This is a genomic window from Bacillus sp. 05T21 (assembly GCF_056396785.1).
Genome location: NZ_JBFTMD010000001.1, coordinates 700,670 through 716,143, shown reverse-complemented (window position 1 = coordinate 716,143; position 15,474 = coordinate 700,670). Strand labels below are relative to the sequence as shown.

At 38.0% G+C, this 15,474-nt stretch carries 15 protein-coding genes and 1 other annotated feature (1 of these 16 running past the window's edge); of the genes, 11 read left to right on the top strand and 4 right to left on the bottom strand.

Annotated features, from left to right (window positions below; translation table 11 throughout):
- Positions 1-128 (top strand) — a binding site (T-box leader); it begins 103 nt to the left of the window's first position.
- 69 nt (positions 129-197) lie between these two features.
- The 3 genes from hisS to AC1DKZ_RS03810 all read left to right on the top strand — a co-directional run bounded on the left by hisS (position 198) and on the right by AC1DKZ_RS03810 (position 4,530).
- Positions 198-1,469, top strand: a complete 1,272-nt coding sequence (gene hisS, locus AC1DKZ_RS03820) for a histidine--tRNA ligase (RefSeq protein ID WP_476995660.1) — start codon at positions 198-200, stop codon at positions 1,467-1,469.
- 12 nt (positions 1,470-1,481) lie between these two features.
- Positions 1,482-3,257 carry an aspartate--tRNA ligase gene (aspS, locus tag AC1DKZ_RS03815; RefSeq protein ID WP_002067242.1) on the top strand — a complete coding sequence of 592 codons (1,776 nt, stop codon included), beginning with the start codon at positions 1,482-1,484 and terminating at the stop codon, positions 3,255-3,257.
- Positions 3,258-3,762: 505 nt separating this feature from the next.
- A complete protein-coding gene (locus AC1DKZ_RS03810; protein WP_000903181.1) occupies positions 3,763-4,530 on the top strand; it encodes a tRNA threonylcarbamoyladenosine dehydratase in 768 nt (255 codons plus the stop codon).
- A 156-nt stretch (positions 4,531-4,686) separates the two neighbouring features.
- Here AC1DKZ_RS03810 and AC1DKZ_RS03805 read toward each other — a convergent pair whose 3' ends face one another.
- Both AC1DKZ_RS03805 and AC1DKZ_RS03800 read right to left on the bottom strand, forming a co-directional pair.
- Complete coding sequence (locus AC1DKZ_RS03805) at positions 4,687-5,328, bottom strand: RsfA family transcriptional regulator (RefSeq protein WP_002145629.1); 642 nt, start codon at positions 5,326-5,328, stop codon at positions 4,687-4,689.
- A 37-nt stretch (positions 5,329-5,365) separates the two neighbouring features.
- Positions 5,366-6,652 carry a replication-associated recombination protein A gene (locus AC1DKZ_RS03800; RefSeq protein ID WP_002067244.1) on the bottom strand — a complete coding sequence of 429 codons (1,287 nt, stop codon included), beginning with the start codon at positions 6,650-6,652 and terminating at the stop codon, positions 5,366-5,368.
- Between the two features lie 395 nt (positions 6,653-7,047).
- Here AC1DKZ_RS03800 and cymR point away from each other — a divergent pair, with 395 nt between their 5' ends.
- From cymR to AC1DKZ_RS03765, 7 genes are all read left to right on the top strand, one after another.
- Positions 7,048-7,464 carry a cysteine metabolism transcriptional regulator CymR gene (cymR, locus tag AC1DKZ_RS03795; protein ID WP_000704117.1) on the top strand — a complete coding sequence of 139 codons (417 nt, stop codon included), beginning with the start codon at positions 7,048-7,050 and terminating at the stop codon, positions 7,462-7,464.
- A gap of 35 nt (positions 7,465-7,499) precedes the next feature.
- Positions 7,500-8,645, top strand: a complete 1,146-nt coding sequence (locus AC1DKZ_RS03790; protein ID WP_431181723.1) for a cysteine desulfurase family protein — start codon at positions 7,500-7,502, stop codon at positions 8,643-8,645.
- A gap of 16 nt (positions 8,646-8,661) precedes the next feature.
- Entirely contained in the window at positions 8,662-9,777 is a 1,116-nt protein-coding gene (gene mnmA / locus AC1DKZ_RS03785) for a tRNA 2-thiouridine(34) synthase MnmA (RefSeq protein ID WP_431181722.1), read from the top strand.
- A gap of 110 nt (positions 9,778-9,887) precedes the next feature.
- Positions 9,888-10,547 carry a tetratricopeptide repeat protein gene (locus AC1DKZ_RS03780; protein ID WP_476995659.1) on the top strand — a complete coding sequence of 220 codons (660 nt, stop codon included), beginning with the start codon at positions 9,888-9,890 and terminating at the stop codon, positions 10,545-10,547.
- 107 nt (positions 10,548-10,654) lie between these two features.
- Positions 10,655-12,991, top strand: coding sequence for an SF1B family DNA helicase RecD2 (recD2, locus tag AC1DKZ_RS03775; protein WP_002015289.1), 2,337 nt, complete (start codon positions 10,655-10,657; stop codon positions 12,989-12,991).
- Between the two features lie 127 nt (positions 12,992-13,118).
- A complete protein-coding gene (locus AC1DKZ_RS03770) occupies positions 13,119-13,307 on the top strand; it encodes a hypothetical protein (RefSeq protein ID WP_429683394.1) in 189 nt (62 codons plus the stop codon).
- A gap of 18 nt (positions 13,308-13,325) precedes the next feature.
- On the top strand, positions 13,326-13,454 hold the full coding sequence (locus tag AC1DKZ_RS03765; RefSeq protein WP_002015286.1) for a YrzQ family protein: 129 nt from the start codon (positions 13,326-13,328) through the stop codon (positions 13,452-13,454).
- 36 nt (positions 13,455-13,490) lie between these two features.
- Here the strand turns inward: AC1DKZ_RS03765 and AC1DKZ_RS03760 are convergent, their stop codons facing one another.
- Entirely contained in the window at positions 13,491-13,703 is a 213-nt protein-coding gene (locus AC1DKZ_RS03760) for a hypothetical protein (protein ID WP_002015285.1), read from the bottom strand.
- Between the two features lie 158 nt (positions 13,704-13,861).
- Between AC1DKZ_RS03760 and AC1DKZ_RS03755 the strand changes: the two genes are divergently transcribed.
- The gene (locus AC1DKZ_RS03755; RefSeq protein WP_219303574.1) at positions 13,862-14,947 is read left to right on the top strand and encodes an AI-2E family transporter; all 1,086 of its coding nucleotides are present in this window, start codon (positions 13,862-13,864) and stop codon (positions 14,945-14,947) included.
- Positions 14,948-14,991: 44 nt separating this feature from the next.
- On the opposite strand, the gene AC1DKZ_RS03750 is transcribed toward AC1DKZ_RS03755, so the two are convergent.
- Positions 14,992-15,336: a PH domain-containing protein gene (locus AC1DKZ_RS03750; RefSeq protein ID WP_476995658.1), complete on the bottom strand. Its 345-nt coding sequence runs from the start codon at positions 15,334-15,336 to the stop codon at positions 14,992-14,994.
- Positions 15,337-15,474 lie beyond the last annotated feature (138 nt).

Genomic DNA, 15,474 nt, shown 5'->3' with positions numbered 1-15,474 from the left:
GTAGGTTTCAACTTGAAAGGCTTATACGCTTAGTAGAGATGAACGCAAATTTAAGCGTTATTAAAAAAGTGGAAGCATACGTGCTTCAATTAGGGTGGCACCACGGGTATAATACTCTCGTCCCTACTGTTCAAACAGTAGAGGCGGGAGTTTTTTTATTTTTATTAAGATTAAAACAATTTGAGGAGGAACTGAATATGTCTATTCAAATCCCACGCGGAACGCAAGATATTCTTCCAGGTAGTGTTGAGTTATGGCAGTATATCGAAGGGCAAGCGCGCGACATTTGCCGTCGTTACAATTATAAAGAAATTCGTACACCAATTTTTGAGCACACAGAGCTATTTTTACGTGGTGTTGGTGATACGACAGATATCGTACAAAAAGAAATGTATTCATTCCAAGACCGTGGAGAGCGTAGTTTAACATTACGTCCAGAAGGTACTGCACCTGTTGTACGTTCTTACGTTGAGAACAAAATGTTCGGTGATGCAACACAACCAACAAAATTATACTATATCGGCCAAATGTTCCGTTATGAAAGACCACAAGCAGGTCGCTATCGTCAATTCGTACAATTCGGTATTGAAGCAATTGGTAGTAACGATCCAGCAATTGATGCAGAAGTAATTGCACTTGCTGTAGAGTTTTACCGCGGTATGGGTTTAAAAAATATTAAAGTTGTATTAAATAGCTTAGGTGATGCAGCGAGTCGTCAAGCACACCGTGATGCGTTAATTGCTCACTTTGAGCCGCGCATCGGAGAATTCTGTTCTGATTGCCAATCTCGCTTAGAAAAAAACCCTCTTCGTATTTTAGACTGTAAGAAGGACCGTAATCATGAATTAATGAGCACGGCACCATCTATTACAGAATACTTAAACGAAGATTCAGCAGTATACTACGACAAAGTACAAGAACTACTAACGATGATGGATGTTCCATTTGAGAAAGATCCGAATTTAGTACGTGGTTTAGACTACTACCAACACACTGTTTTTGAAATTATGAGTGAGGCAGAAGGTTTCGGTGCTATCACAACATTAAGTGGCGGTGGCCGTTATAACGGACTTGTACAAGAAATCGGTGGACCGGAAATACCAGGTATCGGTTTTGCGATGAGTATTGAGCGTTTAATTATGGCGCTGAAGGCTGAAAATATTGAGTTACCAATTGAACATAGTATTGATTGTTACGTTGTAGCACTTGGTGAAAAAGCGAAAGACCGTGCTGCAAAAGTTGCGTTCGATCTTCGTAAAGCTGGATTATCAGTTGAAAAAGATTATTTAGATCGCAAAATGAAAGCACAATTTAAATCTGCAGATCGTTTAAATGCGAAATACGTAGCTGTATTAGGGGAAGATGAGCTAGATAAAGGCATCATTAACTTAAAAGATATGGCAACAGGCGGACAAGAAGAAGTAGCGTTAGATGTATTTGCTTCATATGTAGCAGAGAAATTAATATAGGGGGAACTTAAAGTGGCTGAAAGAACACATGCATGCGGGAAAGTAACAGTAGAAGCGGTTGGACAAACAGTTCAATTAAAAGGTTGGGTACAAAAACGCCGTGATTTAGGTGGATTAATCTTTATCGACTTACGTGACCGTACAGGTATCGTACAAGTTGTATTTAATCCAGAAACATCAAAAGAAGCGTTAGAAGTAGCAGAAACGATTCGTAGCGAATACGTATTACACGTAGAAGGTACAGTTGTTGAACGTGGTGAAGGCGCAATTAATGATAATATGGCAACTGGTCGTATTGAAGTACAAGCATCGAAAGTAAATGTATTAAACGCAGCGAAAACAACGCCAATCATTATTGCTGATGATACAGATGCATCAGAAGATGTGCGTTTAAAATATCGTTACTTAGACTTACGTCGTCCTGCAATGTTCAACACATTCAAAATGCGTCATGACGTAACGAAAACAATTCGTAACTTCTTAGATACAGAAGAGTTCTTAGAAGTTGAAACACCAATTTTAACGAAGAGCACGCCAGAAGGAGCTCGCGACTATTTAGTACCAAGCCGTGTGCATGATGGTGAATTTTATGCATTACCTCAATCTCCGCAGCTATTTAAACAGCTTCTTATGGTCGGTGGATTTGAACGTTACTATCAAGTAGCACGTTGTTTCCGTGACGAAGATTTACGTGCGGACCGTCAACCGGAATTCACGCAAATTGATATCGAGGCATCATTCTTAACACAAGATGAAATTTTAGAAATGATGGAGCGTATGATGACGAAAGTCATGAAGGATGCAAAAGGTGTAGAAGTTAGTGCACCATTCCCTCGTATGAAATATGCTGATGCAATGGCTCGCTTTGGTTCTGATAAGCCGGATACACGCTTTGAAATGGAACTAAAAGACCTATCTGAATTTGCAGTAGGTTGTGGATTTAAAGTATTTACAAGTGCTGTAGAAAACGGCGGACAAGTAAAAGCGATTAACGCAAAAGGTGCAGCGAGCAAATACTCTCGTAAAGACATCGATGCATTAACTGAATTCGCCAAAGTATACGGTGCAAAAGGTCTAGCTTGGCTTAAAGTTGAAGAAGACGGCTTAAAAGGACCGATTGCGAAATTCTTCGGTGAAGAAGATGCAAACGTGTTAATGAGTACATTAGAAGCGGATGCTGGTGACTTATTACTATTCGTAGCAGATAAGAAAAGCGTTGTTGCAGATAGCTTAGGTGCACTTCGTTTACGTTTAGGTAAAGAGCTTGAGTTAATTGACGAAAGTAAATTTAACTTCCTATGGGTAACTGATTGGCCACTTCTTGAGTACGATGAAGATGCAGATCGTTACTTCGCAGCTCACCACCCATTCACAATGCCATTCCGTGAAGACGTTGAGTTATTAGAAACAGCACCAGAAAAAGCACGTGCACAAGCATATGACCTTGTATTAAACGGTTATGAGCTTGGTGGTGGATCACTTCGTATTTACGAGCGTGACGTACAAGAAAAAATGTTCAAGGCACTTGGATTCTCACAAGAAGAAGCACAAGAACAATTCGGATTCTTATTAGAAGCATTCGAATACGGTACACCACCACACGGCGGAATCGCATTAGGTTTAGACCGTCTTGTTATGTTACTTGCAGGTCGTACGAACCTTCGTGATACAATTGCATTCCCGAAAACAGCAAGCGCAAGCTGCTTATTAACAGAAGCGCCAAGCCCAGTTGCAGAAGCTCAGCTTGAAGAGCTAAGCTTAAAATTGAGCTTGAAAGAAGAGAAGTAAGAATAGAGTCTAGATGGTTATACTAACCCCATCTAGGCTTTTTTTATAGAGGTTGTTTAAAAAGTCCGGTTCAGATAACCGTCGCATCTCATCGTTGCTTATGCTAGTCCGGTGCTCGAGTAGTAAAGCTACACTGTGCTCCTCCTAGCATAAGTGCCTCGATCTGCTCGGTTCTCTAAATCCACCTTTTTAAACGTATATTGAAGAGGTTGTTTAAAAAGTCCGGTTCAGATAACCGTCGCATCTCATCGTTRCTTATGCTAGTCCGGTGCTCGAGTAGTAAAGCTACACTGTGCTCCTCCTAGCATAAGTGCCTCGATCTGCTCGGCCATCTGAATCCTCCTTTGTAAACTTGCATTTAGGAAGAAGTAAAAGCCCGGTTTACACTATGTTTTCATTTTTAAAATATGTATTTTTAAGGATTCTATAACTTTTTCTATACAAATAGTCGGAAAAACGCTAGAATACATGGTAGACCATTTTTGTAATAGGAGTGTAGAGCTGAATGTTACATCAATTTTCACGTAATGAATTAGCCTTTGGAAAAGAAGGCCTTGAAATATTAAAAAATAGTACAGTCGGTATTTTAGGTATTGGCGGCGTAGGATCATTTTCGGCAGAAGCGTTAGCACGTTCTGGCGTAGGACGTCTTGTATTAGTTGACAAAGATGTTGTAGATATTACAAACGTAAACCGTCAAATTCACGCGTTAGTATCTACTGTAGGACGTTCAAAAGTAGAATTAATGAAAGAGCGTATTGCAGATATTAATCCAGAGTGTGAAGTAATTGGACTAGAGATGTTTTATACAGATGAAACATATGAAGAGTTCTTTAAACACGGTTTAGATTTCGTAGTAGATGCATCTGATACGATTACGTTCAAAATTCATTTAATTAAACAATGTTTACGTCGTAAAATCAAAATTATCTCATGTATGGGTGCGGCAAATAAAATGGACCCAACTCGTTTCCGTATTGCGGACATTTCTAAAACACATACAGATCCAATTGCGAAAGTAATTCGTACGAAGCTTCGTAAAGATGGTATTAAAAAAGGTGTAAAAGTTGTCTTCTCTGACGAAAACCCAATCGTAATTCGTGAAGAAGTACGTAAAGAAATCGTACCAGACGAAAATGCAAAAATTCGTAAAGCAAAATTACCACCTTCTTCAAATGCGTTCGTACCATCTGTGGCTGGTTTAATTATGGCAAGTCACGTTGTACGTGAGCGTATTAAAAACGTAGAAGTGAAGCGTGTAGGGCAAGAATAAAAAGGAAGCATATATCGTTTAGGATATATGCTTTTTGTATGTTTTAAAGAAATATCGATGTCGAATCGTTAATATAATTACATTTACTGTGGTGCTTTTTCACTAAGGGAAAATAAACAGGGATGTCACTTAGTTGAAAAAGTGGCATCCCTGTTTTTAGTTTTCTGCAGAATATATAATATCTAAATTTCCATTTTGATCGGTTTTGAAAATCGGAGCAATTTGCTCTTCTTGTTCTTCGACCGAAACAAGTTTTCGAGCACGATCCATAATTCTAACAAGCATTGCATAATCTTCTTCGATTGCTTGTTGTTTTTTTGTGAGAACAGCTAATTTTGCTTCGAGTTCATTATTCGTTTTTTTCAGGGAAGTGAGCTGATCTTGTAATACGTCATTTTCAGTTTGTAACTTTGCGAGTGAAGGGTTATTGTGCTCCAAGTTTTGCAAAAATGAGATGACATTTTGCATTGTAAGATCTTGTTTATTTGGGGCGATATCTTCTGAAAACTCGGCATCGATTACGAGTTGCCGAGTTTGTGTGAACTGCTCTTTTTCTATTTTAGCTTCCGAACGCTTTAATTCTTTACGTTGTTTTTTTGCAATTTGCACCGCATCTTCATAATATGGTCTTACTTCAGCATTCCATCTAAATCCACAAGCTGCTGAAGTTCGGTTTAATGTATCACCAACTTCATCGAATGCTTTTATTTGTGTACTTCCGCTGCGAATATGTCGTAAAACAGTTTCTGCTAAAAGGAGATCGTCTTCTTTTGTCCATGCATCTTGACGTGTTTTCATAAGCGAACCCTCCGTAATGGTGACGTTTTCGCTTATATTACCCTTTATTCTTCGTTTTATGCGAACTTTGTAATCTTTCATAAACAGTAGAAAGTGCTTGTTCAAATTTTCCTGTCGTTTTCGGTTTATAATATTGCTTGTTTTTAATTTTATCAGGTAAGTATTGTTGTTGTACCCAACCGTTTGGGTGATCGTGTGGATATAAGTATCCGATGCCTCTTCCTAACGATTCGGCTCCTTTATAATGACTATCTTTTAAATGACTTGGAATATCGCCTGTTTGGCCATTACGTAAATCGTGTAGTGCGGCATCGAGTGCTTTATAGGCCGAATTTGATTTCGGTGATAGACAAAGTTCAATAACAGCATTTGCAAGTGGTATGCGTGCCTCTGGGAAGCCGACCCGTTCAGCTGATTCAATCGCAGCAAGTGTACGTTGTCCAGCTTGTGGGCTAGCAAGTCCGATATCTTCATATGCCATAATAAGCAGACGTCTACCGATGCTTTGTAAGTCACCAGCTTCAATAAGACGTGCTAAATAATGAAGTGCGGCGTTCACATCACTTCCGCGTACTGATTTTTGAAAAGCAGATAAAACGTCATAGTGAGCATCGCCACCTTTGTCGTGAACGAAACTCTTTTTCTGTAAGCATTCTTCTGCGATTTCAAGTGTAATTTCCGCAGCTTTGTCGTCAGTTGTAAAGCTAGATAAAACAGCTAATTCAAGTGCATTATAAGCTGAACGCATATCTCCGCCTGACGCATTTGCAAAGTGATGTAATGCTTCATCCGTAACAGTTACATCATATTCCCCAAGCCCTTTTTCTTTATCTTCAAGCGCTCGTTTTAAGCCAATTAAAATATCATCTTCTGTTAATGCGTGTAATTCAAAGATTTGACAACGACTTCGAATAGCAGAATTAATAGCATGGAACGGATTGCTTGTCGTTGCACCAATTAAAGTAAGAAGTCCGCTTTCTAAATGGGGTAATAGAAAGTCTTGCTTCGCTTTATCTAGCCTATGAACTTCATCCAAAATTAAAACGAGGTGCCGATGCATCTTCGCTTCTTGTACGACAACTTCCATATCTTTTTTATTATGAGTAACAGCGTTTAAGAGGCGAAACAGGGTTCCAGTACTTCCTGCAATTGCGCTAGCGATTGATGTTTTTCCTGTGCCTGGAGGACCGTATAAAATCATTGATTGAAAATGATTTGCTTGGACCATTCGCCATAAAATCTTGCCTTCACCAACTAAATGCTGTTGTCCGATAATTTCTTGAATATTTGTAGGGCGCATTCGATGTGCGAGTGGTTGTTTCATTTGACCCTCTCCCTTAATGTATAATCTCATTCTATCGTATCATTTTTTTTGATGAAATTTGAAATATGATGCTGTTTTGTGGGGAAAATGAATACGAATATTCCTATTTTTCTTTCAATTGTAATAATTTCCGAGTTTTTCAATGTGATTTTATGTTATCATTTTGATACACAAGTTGAAATTTCTTATAATACTATATTATGCTATAATTTCATAGGATTTTAAATTGTGTTCTTTTATAAAGTGAAACTTTAATTAGTGGGGGTTTTGTTCATCCCCCACCTAACTTCTTTGCTCCAGCCGAATTGTGAGGTGGGAGTTTTACTGCCCGCAAATGGCGGGATAAATAAGATATAACCAATAGAAGTGAAAATTTGAAAAGAGGTGCAAAATAGATGAAGATTTCAACAAAAGGCCGCTACGGCTTAACAATTATGATCGACCTTGCAAAAAAGTTTGGTGAAGGCCCAATTTCATTAAAATCAATTGCACAGGCACATGACCTATCTGAGCATTACTTAGAGCAATTAATTTCACCACTTCGTAACGCTCGCCTTGTAAAAAGTACGCGCGGGGCATATGGCGGATATGTATTATCTGATCAGCCAGTCAACATTACAGCTGGAGATGTAATCCGTGTACTAGAGGGTCCAATTAGTGTTGTAGAAATGATAGAAGAAGAAGAACCAGCACAACGCCAATTATGGATGCGTGTTCGTGATGCGGTGCAAGAAGTATTAGATAGTACAACTTTAGAAGATTTAGTACGTTATGAGGAAGAAAATCACGGGGGCTATATGTTTTACATTTAATTCCTTGTGAAACGATTTGGAAAGAAGGAGATTTAATGGAACGCATTTACTTAGATCATGCTGCGACATCTCCGACTCACCCAGAAGTGGTCGAAAAGATGATTCCATATATGACAGAAACATTTGGAAACCCGTCTAGTATTCACTTTTATGGGCGTCAAACGCGCCATGCGGTAGATGAGGCGAGACGTGTGTGTGCACGTAGCATTCACGCGAGTCCAAATGAAATTATATTCACGAGCGGTGGTACAGAAGCTGATAATTTAGCGCTTATAGGTGTAGCGCGTGCGAATCGTCATAAAGGTAACCACATTATTACAACGCAAATTGAACATCATGCGATTTTGCATACGTGTGAATTGTTAGAGCGTGAAGGATTTGAAGTGACGTATTTACCTGTTGATGAAACAGGGCGTGTTCAAGTTTCTGACATACAAAAGGCACTAACGGAAGAGACGATTCTTGTATCTATTATGTTCGGGAATAATGAAGTAGGGACAATACAACCAATTGTGGAAATAGGAAAGTTGTTAAAAGAGCATCAAGCTTATTTCCACACAGATGCTGTACAAGCTTACGGTTTAATAGAAATAGATGTGAAAGAGTTTGGTATTGATTTATTATCGATTTCCGCTCACAAAATTAACGGCCCAAAAGGTGTAGGGTTCCTATATGCTGGTGCAAATGTGAAATTTGAACCGTTATTAATAGGCGGAGAGCAAGAAAGAAAACGTCGTGCTGGTACTGAAAATGTACCTAGTATTGTTGGACTTCAACATGCAGTTTCGCTAGCTGAAAAAACTCGTGAGCAAAAAAATGCCCAATATGAAGAGTTTAAAGATATAATGGTATCTGTCTTCAAAAATGAGGACATTCATTTCGAGGTAAACGGAGACTTGGAATATCGCTTACCACATGTGTTTAATATAAGTTTTACAGGAATGAATATTGAACCGTTTCTTGTAAACCTAGACTTAGCTGGTATTGCAGTATCAAGTGGTTCTGCTTGTACAGCTGGTTCGATTGATCCATCACATGTATTAGTGGCGATGTTCGGAAAAGACTCCGATCAAATACGTTCATCCGTACGCTTTAGTTTCGGATTTGGAAATACGAAAGAGCAAATTGAAAAAGCGGCGTACGAAACAGTGAAAATCGTGAAGCGATTAACACAAAATTAGCATGGGAGGTGACATGATGAACAAACTACCTCAAGAAACACGCGTTGTCATCGGGATGTCCGGTGGCGTCGATTCATCTGTAGCAGCTCTTTTATTAAAAGAGCAGGGTTATGATGTAATCGGAATTTTTATGAAAAACTGGGATGATACAGATGCAAATGGTGTCTGCACAGCAACAGAAGATTACAATGATGTAATTGAAGTGTGTAACCAAATCGGCATTCCGTATTATGCAGTAAACTTTGAAAAACAATACTGGGATAAAGTATTTACGTACTTTTTAGATGAGTACCGAGCTGGTCGTACACCAAACCCAGATGTAATGTGTAACAAAGAAATTAAATTTAAAGCATTTTTAGAGCATGCAATTGCACTTGGTGCTGATTATGTAGCAACAGGTCATTATGCACGCGTTGCTTATATGGACGGCGAATATAAAATGCTTCGCGGCGTTGATGACAATAAAGATCAAACATATTTCTTAAATCAATTAAGCCAAGAGCAACTATCAAAAACAATGTTCCCATTAGGTGAATTAAAGAAACCACAAATTCGCGAAATGGCGACAGAAGCTGGTTTAGCGACAGCGGCGAAGAAAGATAGTACTGGTATTTGCTTCATCGGTGAGCGTAACTTTAAAGATTTCTTAAGTAACTATTTACCGGCGCAACCAGGTATGATGCAAACATTATCTGGTGAAGTGAAAGGGAAACATGATGGTTTAATGTATTATACAATTGGACAACGTCATGGCCTTGGTATTGGTGGTAATGGTGATCCGTGGTTTGCTGTTGGGAAAAACTTGAAAGAAAACATTTTATATGTTGACCAAGGATTCCATAACGAACTTCTATATGGTGATGAAGTTATTGCTACGAATGTAGGCTGGGTAAGTAATAAAGCGAAGGAAAAAGAATTTACGTGTACAGCGAAATTCCGTTATCGTCAAGCAGACAATAAAGTAACGGTTCAAATCGTTGATGAAAATACAGTTCGTATTCTTTGTGATGAGCCAATTCGTGCGATTACGCCAGGCCAAGCAGTTGTTTTCTATGATGGAGATGAGTGCTTAGGCGGCGCTACAATTGATGAAGTATATCATAGTGGTAAGAAATTAGATTATTTAGGATAACACGAGAAGCCTCTGCCGATTAGCGGTTAGAGGTTTCTTTTACATAAAGCGAATTTTCGTTCGCTTGGAAAATACATTCTTTGTTATAATTTGTTGTAGAGGTGAAGGATATGTCAAACAAACTTGAAACAGGTATTAAATATATGCAAGAAGGAAACTGGGAAGAAGCAGCTAAAAATTTCACAGAAGCAATCGAAGAAAATCCGAAAGATGCGCTTGGATACATTAACTTTGCGAATTTATTAGATGCATTAGGTGATAGTGAGCGAGCAATTGTATTTTATAAACGTGCATTAGAATTAGATGGTAAATCTGCGGCTGCTTATTATGGCTTAGGAAATGTATATTACGGTCAAGAGCAATTTGCAGAGGCAAAGGCTGTATTTGAACAAGCGATGCAAGCGGGATTACAATCAGCTGATGTAACATTTATGTTAGGTATCACGCATGTGCAACTTGGCAATGACCGTCTTGCGCTGCCATTTTTACAAAGAGCAACTGAATTAGATGAAAATGATGTAGAAGCTGTTTTCCAATGCGGACTTTGCTTCGCGCGACTAGAACATATTCAAGAGGCGAAACCTTATTTTGAAAAGGTATTAGAAATGGATGAAGAGCATGCAGATGCGTATTATAATTTAGGTGTTGCGTACGTATTCGAAGAAAATAACGAGAAAGCTCTTACTTTATTTAAGAAAGCGACTGAAATTCAAGCAGACCACTTTTTAGCTGGTAATGGTATTCGTTTATTAGAGCAAGAAGCTGAATAAAGTGAAATTATAGTTTAATGCGCAGTTACCCCTCATCTAAAGACTGTGAAAGAGGTGGGGGATGTACTGCTCATTAAAGTGAAAAGAACTCGGAAAGGAGAGGAAATATGGGAAATCAACATGCAATGGATTTGTTTGAGGAAGAAAAAAAATTTATAAAAGCGCAAGTTCTTCATACCATTTTCCACAACGAAGAAAACCTCTATTCCGTTGTCAGTATGAAAGTCATTGAAACGAATGAAACATACGACGAAAAAAAAGTAATGATAAACGGTCATTTTCCCCGTATGCATGAAGATGAAGTGTTTACATTAACAGGTCATTTTAAAGACCACCCAAAGTATGGAAAACAATATTTAGTTGAAACGTTTAAAAAAGAACTGCCACAAACAAAAGCAGGTATGGTGCAATATTTAGCGAGCGATTTATTTAAAGGGATTGGAAAGCGTACAGCCGAAAAAATCGTGGACCATCTTGGTGAGCATGCGATTTCTAAAATTATGGATGATCCGGATGCGTTAAGTGGTGTTGTAAACAAGCAAAAAGCGCAGGAAATATATGAGACGATTATTGAGCATCAAGGGCTCGAGAAAGTGATGAGTTTTTTAAATGGTTACGGTTTTGGAACAAAACTTTCTATTAAAATTTATCAGCAATATAAAGAGATGACATTAGAAGTGATTCGTAATAATCCGTATAAACTTATTGAAGAAGTGGACGGAATTGGATTTGGAAGAGCAGATGATATAGGGCGTGCAATCGGAATAACGGGCAATCACGACGACCGTGTACGTGCAGGGTGTTTTTATACGTTAGAGAATATTTCATTACAACTCGGTCACGTGTATATGGAAAAAGGTCAGCTTGTAAGAGAAACGATGTCACTTTTAAATAATCAAGAAGGCAGAGTGACTGAGGAAGATATTGTAGGCTGCGTTGAAATGATGCAAAGCGAAGGGAAAGTCATTATAGAAGAAGAGCGAGTGTATTTAGCTTCTTTATTCTATTCTGAGAAAGGCGTTGTAAAGTCAATTCGTCGTCTTATGAATCAAGAAGAAACCCCTGCATTCCCTGAAGCAGAAGTGTTAAAAACATTAGGAGAAATTGAAGAACAGCTAAAGGTACAGTATGCGCCGCTTCAGCAAGAAGCAGTTCAAACTGCACTTCATAAGCCGATGATGTTATTAACAGGTGGACCAGGGACGGGGAAAACAACAGTTATTAAAGGAATTGTTGAAATGTATGCGTCACTTCACGGAGTATCATTAAATCCGAATGAATATAGTGATGATAATCCATTTCCAATATTATTAACGGCCCCAACTGGAAGAGCGGCGAAGCGCATGAGTGAATCGACAGGACTTCCAGCTTGCACAATTCATCGTCTGCTTGGATGGACGCCAGAAGGATCTTTTCAGCGCAATGAAACAGACCCTGTACAAGGGAAGCTCCTTATTATTGATGAGTTTTCGATGGTAGATATTTGGCTTGCAAATCAGCTATTCAAGTCACTTCCGACAAATATTCAAGTTATCGTTGTAGGTGATGAAGATCAGTTGCCATCTGTAGGACCTGGACAAGTGTTAAAAGATTTATTGAATGCAGGTGCGGTTCCAACGGTCAAGCTTACAGAAATTTATCGTCAAGCGGAAGGGTCATCTGTTATTCAACTTGCCCATGCGATAAAAGACGGAACACTTCCACCAGATTTAGCGCAAAATAAAAAAGATCGTTCATTTATCAGCTGTGCAGGTGCTCAAATTGTTGAAGTTGTAAAAAAAGTATGTGAAAACGCGAAGACGAAAGGGTTTAGCGCAAGAGATGTACAAGTGTTGGCACCTATGTACCGCGGACCGGCAGGTATTAATGTGTTAAATGAAGCTCTCCAAGAAGTGTTCAATCCGAAAAAAGAAAAAAGTAAAGAAATTGCCTACGGTGACGTTGTATACCGCAGAGGTGATAAAGTACTTCAATTAGTCAATCAGCCGGAAAGCCAAGTATTTAATGGTGATATCGGAGAAATCGTTTCGGTGTTTTATGCGAAAGAAAACGTTGAGCAACAAGATATGATTATCGTTTCATTTGATGGGATTGAAGTAACGTATACAAAGCCAGATTTAAATCAAATTACACATGCATATTGCTGCTCGATTCATAAATCACAAGGTAGTGAATTTCCGATTGTTATTATGCCGATTGTAAAAAGCTATAACCGTATGTTACGTCGTAATTTAATTTACACGGGTATTACAAGGAGTAAGAAATTCCTTATTATTTGCGGGGAGGAAGCAGCGTTTCAATCCGGTGTAAATCGCCTTGATGATGCAATGCGTCAAACGACTTTAGCTGGCCGATTGCAAGAATCACAAGGAGAAGTGCAGATGGTGACGGTTAATGGTGAAGAAATGGACGTGGAAAACATTTCACCGTATGATTTCATGTAACAAGGTGAAATTATATAGTGAACCTTTCAAACGTATAACGTTGAAAGGTTCTAGCAATGTATAAATGAATGCAGTTTGGACATAATGGCGAATAGAATCTGGGAGACTGTAAGGAGATGAAAGCCATATGTTCAGTTGTCCAAATTGCAAAGGGAAAGACATCGGAAAAATAGGTGTCAACCAATTTTATTGCTGGAATTGTTATATCGAATTATCGGTTTCAAAGGGGGAAATCCATACACATCAAGTAGAGGAAGATGGTTCATTAAGCTCTCTTGATGATTTATTTGATGATAATGAAAGAACGATCGGATAACGAAAAGGGGGATTTACTTTGAATCTACGCAATTCATTAATCGCATTAGGTGTTGGAGCTGCAGCATATCAATATGCTCGCAAACAAGATGTATTCTCAAAACGCAATGTGAAAAAAGCACGTAAGATGATTAAGTCTTATTTATAAGGCGTAAAAAACTCCCTTTATGATAAGGGAGTTTTTTTATGCGCTTGTATGCAAATATAAAAGTCCGATTTCAGAGAAGAGATAAGATAAACCGTAGCATCCAACGCCAAGCATTCCATAATGCCATAAGTGCTTAGCTCTTTCCTTTCGTGAGGAACGAATAAAGAAGCCTTTCCAAATACCAAACCCGATACAAATCCATTCAAGAAGCATAAAAAGTGCGGATAATGCAAGCATAAATAAGATCATTATGAACCCTCCTGATTATATTTTGACATTCTGTATTTTCAGGGGTGGTTGTCCTTATTATGTTAAATATATGTACGTCTTTAAAAAACAGTATGGTCTGTATAAAAAGATTTTAAAACTTTTGCACATAACCTAACCTATTTATTTTCAAAATAAAGATGGAGGAGGTTTTTCGTGTGAAGAATCTTAAAATCATTTGGATATATCGTTTAGGATTATTGTTACTCGTTTTTCTTTGTTTGCTCGTCTTTTTAAAAATTAAGCCACTATGGGCACCGATTATTTTTGTATTTAAAGTGGCGATCACACCGTTCTTTATTGCTTGTTTTATTGCTTATTTATTACACCCTTTAATTGAAAAAATCCATAAGGAAGGAATGCCACGCACACTTGCTATTTTGCTCATTTATATTCTTTTCTTTGGCGGAATTGGCTATGGAATTTATAAAGGAACGCCAGTTGTTATTAAACAGTTACAAGAAATTAATGAACAATTTCCACAGTTTACAAAAATGTACGATTCTTGGATGGATGGAGTTACAGAACAAACAGCGAATTTCCCATCATTTATTCATGAAAAGGTGAAACAAATTTTTGGTGGTGTAGAAACGAAGATTCAAGCGCTTTTAAATAAAGTCATGAGCACAGCTCGTGGTGTACTGGATTCGTTACTCATTATTTTCTTAATTCCATTCATTGTATTTTACATATTAAAAGATTACGGTGAGTTTTATCATATATTTTGGAAATTAGTCCCGAGTAAGTGGCGTAGTACGGGTCAAATGCTTGCGAAAGAAATTGATAAGTCACTCGGAAGTTATATTCGAGGACAGTTATTTGTTTGCTTAGTATTAGGGGGAGTATCTGTTCTTTCTTTTTGGTTTATCGGTATGAAATATCCATTGCTGCTCGGCATTATTATTGGGGTAACGGATATAATCCCGTACTTTGGTCCTATTTTAGGGGCGATTCCCACGTTGATGATTGCGGCAACGGTATCAACGAGTTTACTCATTAAGGCGGGGATTACAATTGCTATTTTGCAATTTTTGGAAAGTAACATTTTATCGCCTTACATCGTTGGTAAGTCGCTTCGTATGCATCCCGTTATTATTATGCTCGCATTACTAGTTGGAGGAGAGATAGCCGGGATTGTAGGATTGCTAATATCGGTTCCAATTTTAGCTGTTATTCGTACAGTGATCGTTCATGTGAGGCCTCTTTGGAAAAGAGAAGATATTTAATGTGAAAGCCCTCTATCTATAGAGATAGAGGGCTAATAATATGGTTATTTAGAGAGTTGTTCTTTTATTTGCTGAACAATCCCGCTCAGGTCATTTGTTTGAAGGTGTTTTATTCTTTTCCATTCATCATCATACATAAATACAATTTGATTGCTGAAAAGTCGTTTCTGTTCTTTTAGATTAGAAATTTTTGCGAAAGAGTACTCTTCAAATATTGGGTTTTTGCTTAAATCTGGTCCGTAAAAGAAGAGCCTTTTGTTCGTTAAGATTAACAGTCCTGGCCTTGCGACGGAACGATATATAAATATATCTAATGAGCATGCTGCGTAAAACAATATAGTTTCGTCCGTAGTTAACATGTTTTTAGCTTTGTTCAATAAGGTTGTCATTGTGATCGCTCCTTCATTAATAATAATTTAATTATAACAAAAAATGTAATATTTAGAAATTTTTATAAAGTGTTTTTTTATGAGGAGATTCCTATTTGGTAATAAATGCATAATATATTTAAAGGCTGTTAAGAATGA

What these genes read in the sequence shown, in the direction of transcription:
- AC1DKZ_RS03750 (WP_476995658.1), bottom strand. Translation starts at nt 15,336, where the DNA reads ATGACAACCTTATTGAACAAAGCTAAAAACATGTTAACTACGGACGAA.
- AC1DKZ_RS03780 (WP_476995659.1), top strand. Translation starts at nt 9,888, where the DNA reads ATGTCAAACAAACTTGAAACAGGTATTAAATATATGCAAGAAGGAAAC.
- mnmA (WP_431181722.1), top strand. Translation starts at nt 8,662, where the DNA reads ATGAACAAACTACCTCAAGAAACACGCGTTGTCATCGGGATGTCCGGT.
- AC1DKZ_RS03755 (WP_219303574.1), top strand. Translation starts at nt 13,862, where the DNA reads ATGGAGGAGGTTTTTCGTGTGAAGAATCTTAAAATCATTTGGATATAT.
- AC1DKZ_RS03760 (WP_002015285.1), bottom strand. Translation starts at nt 13,703, where the DNA reads ATGATCTTATTTATGCTTGCATTATCCGCACTTTTTATGCTTCTTGAA.
- cymR (WP_000704117.1), top strand. Translation starts at nt 7,048, where the DNA reads ATGAAGATTTCAACAAAAGGCCGCTACGGCTTAACAATTATGATCGAC.
- AC1DKZ_RS03790 (WP_431181723.1), top strand. Translation starts at nt 7,500, where the DNA reads ATGGAACGCATTTACTTAGATCATGCTGCGACATCTCCGACTCACCCA.
- hisS (WP_476995660.1), top strand. Translation starts at nt 198, where the DNA reads ATGTCTATTCAAATCCCACGCGGAACGCAAGATATTCTTCCAGGTAGT.
- AC1DKZ_RS03810 (WP_000903181.1), top strand. Translation starts at nt 3,763, where the DNA reads ATGTTACATCAATTTTCACGTAATGAATTAGCCTTTGGAAAAGAAGGC.
- AC1DKZ_RS03770 (WP_429683394.1), top strand. Translation starts at nt 13,119, where the DNA reads ATGTTCAGTTGTCCAAATTGCAAAGGGAAAGACATCGGAAAAATAGGT.
- AC1DKZ_RS03800 (WP_002067244.1), bottom strand. Translation starts at nt 6,652, where the DNA reads ATGAAACAACCACTCGCACATCGAATGCGCCCTACAAATATTCAAGAA.
- recD2 (WP_002015289.1), top strand. Translation starts at nt 10,655, where the DNA reads ATGGGAAATCAACATGCAATGGATTTGTTTGAGGAAGAAAAAAAATTT.
- AC1DKZ_RS03805 (WP_002145629.1), bottom strand. Translation starts at nt 5,328, where the DNA reads ATGAAAACACGTCAAGATGCATGGACAAAAGAAGACGATCTCCTTTTA.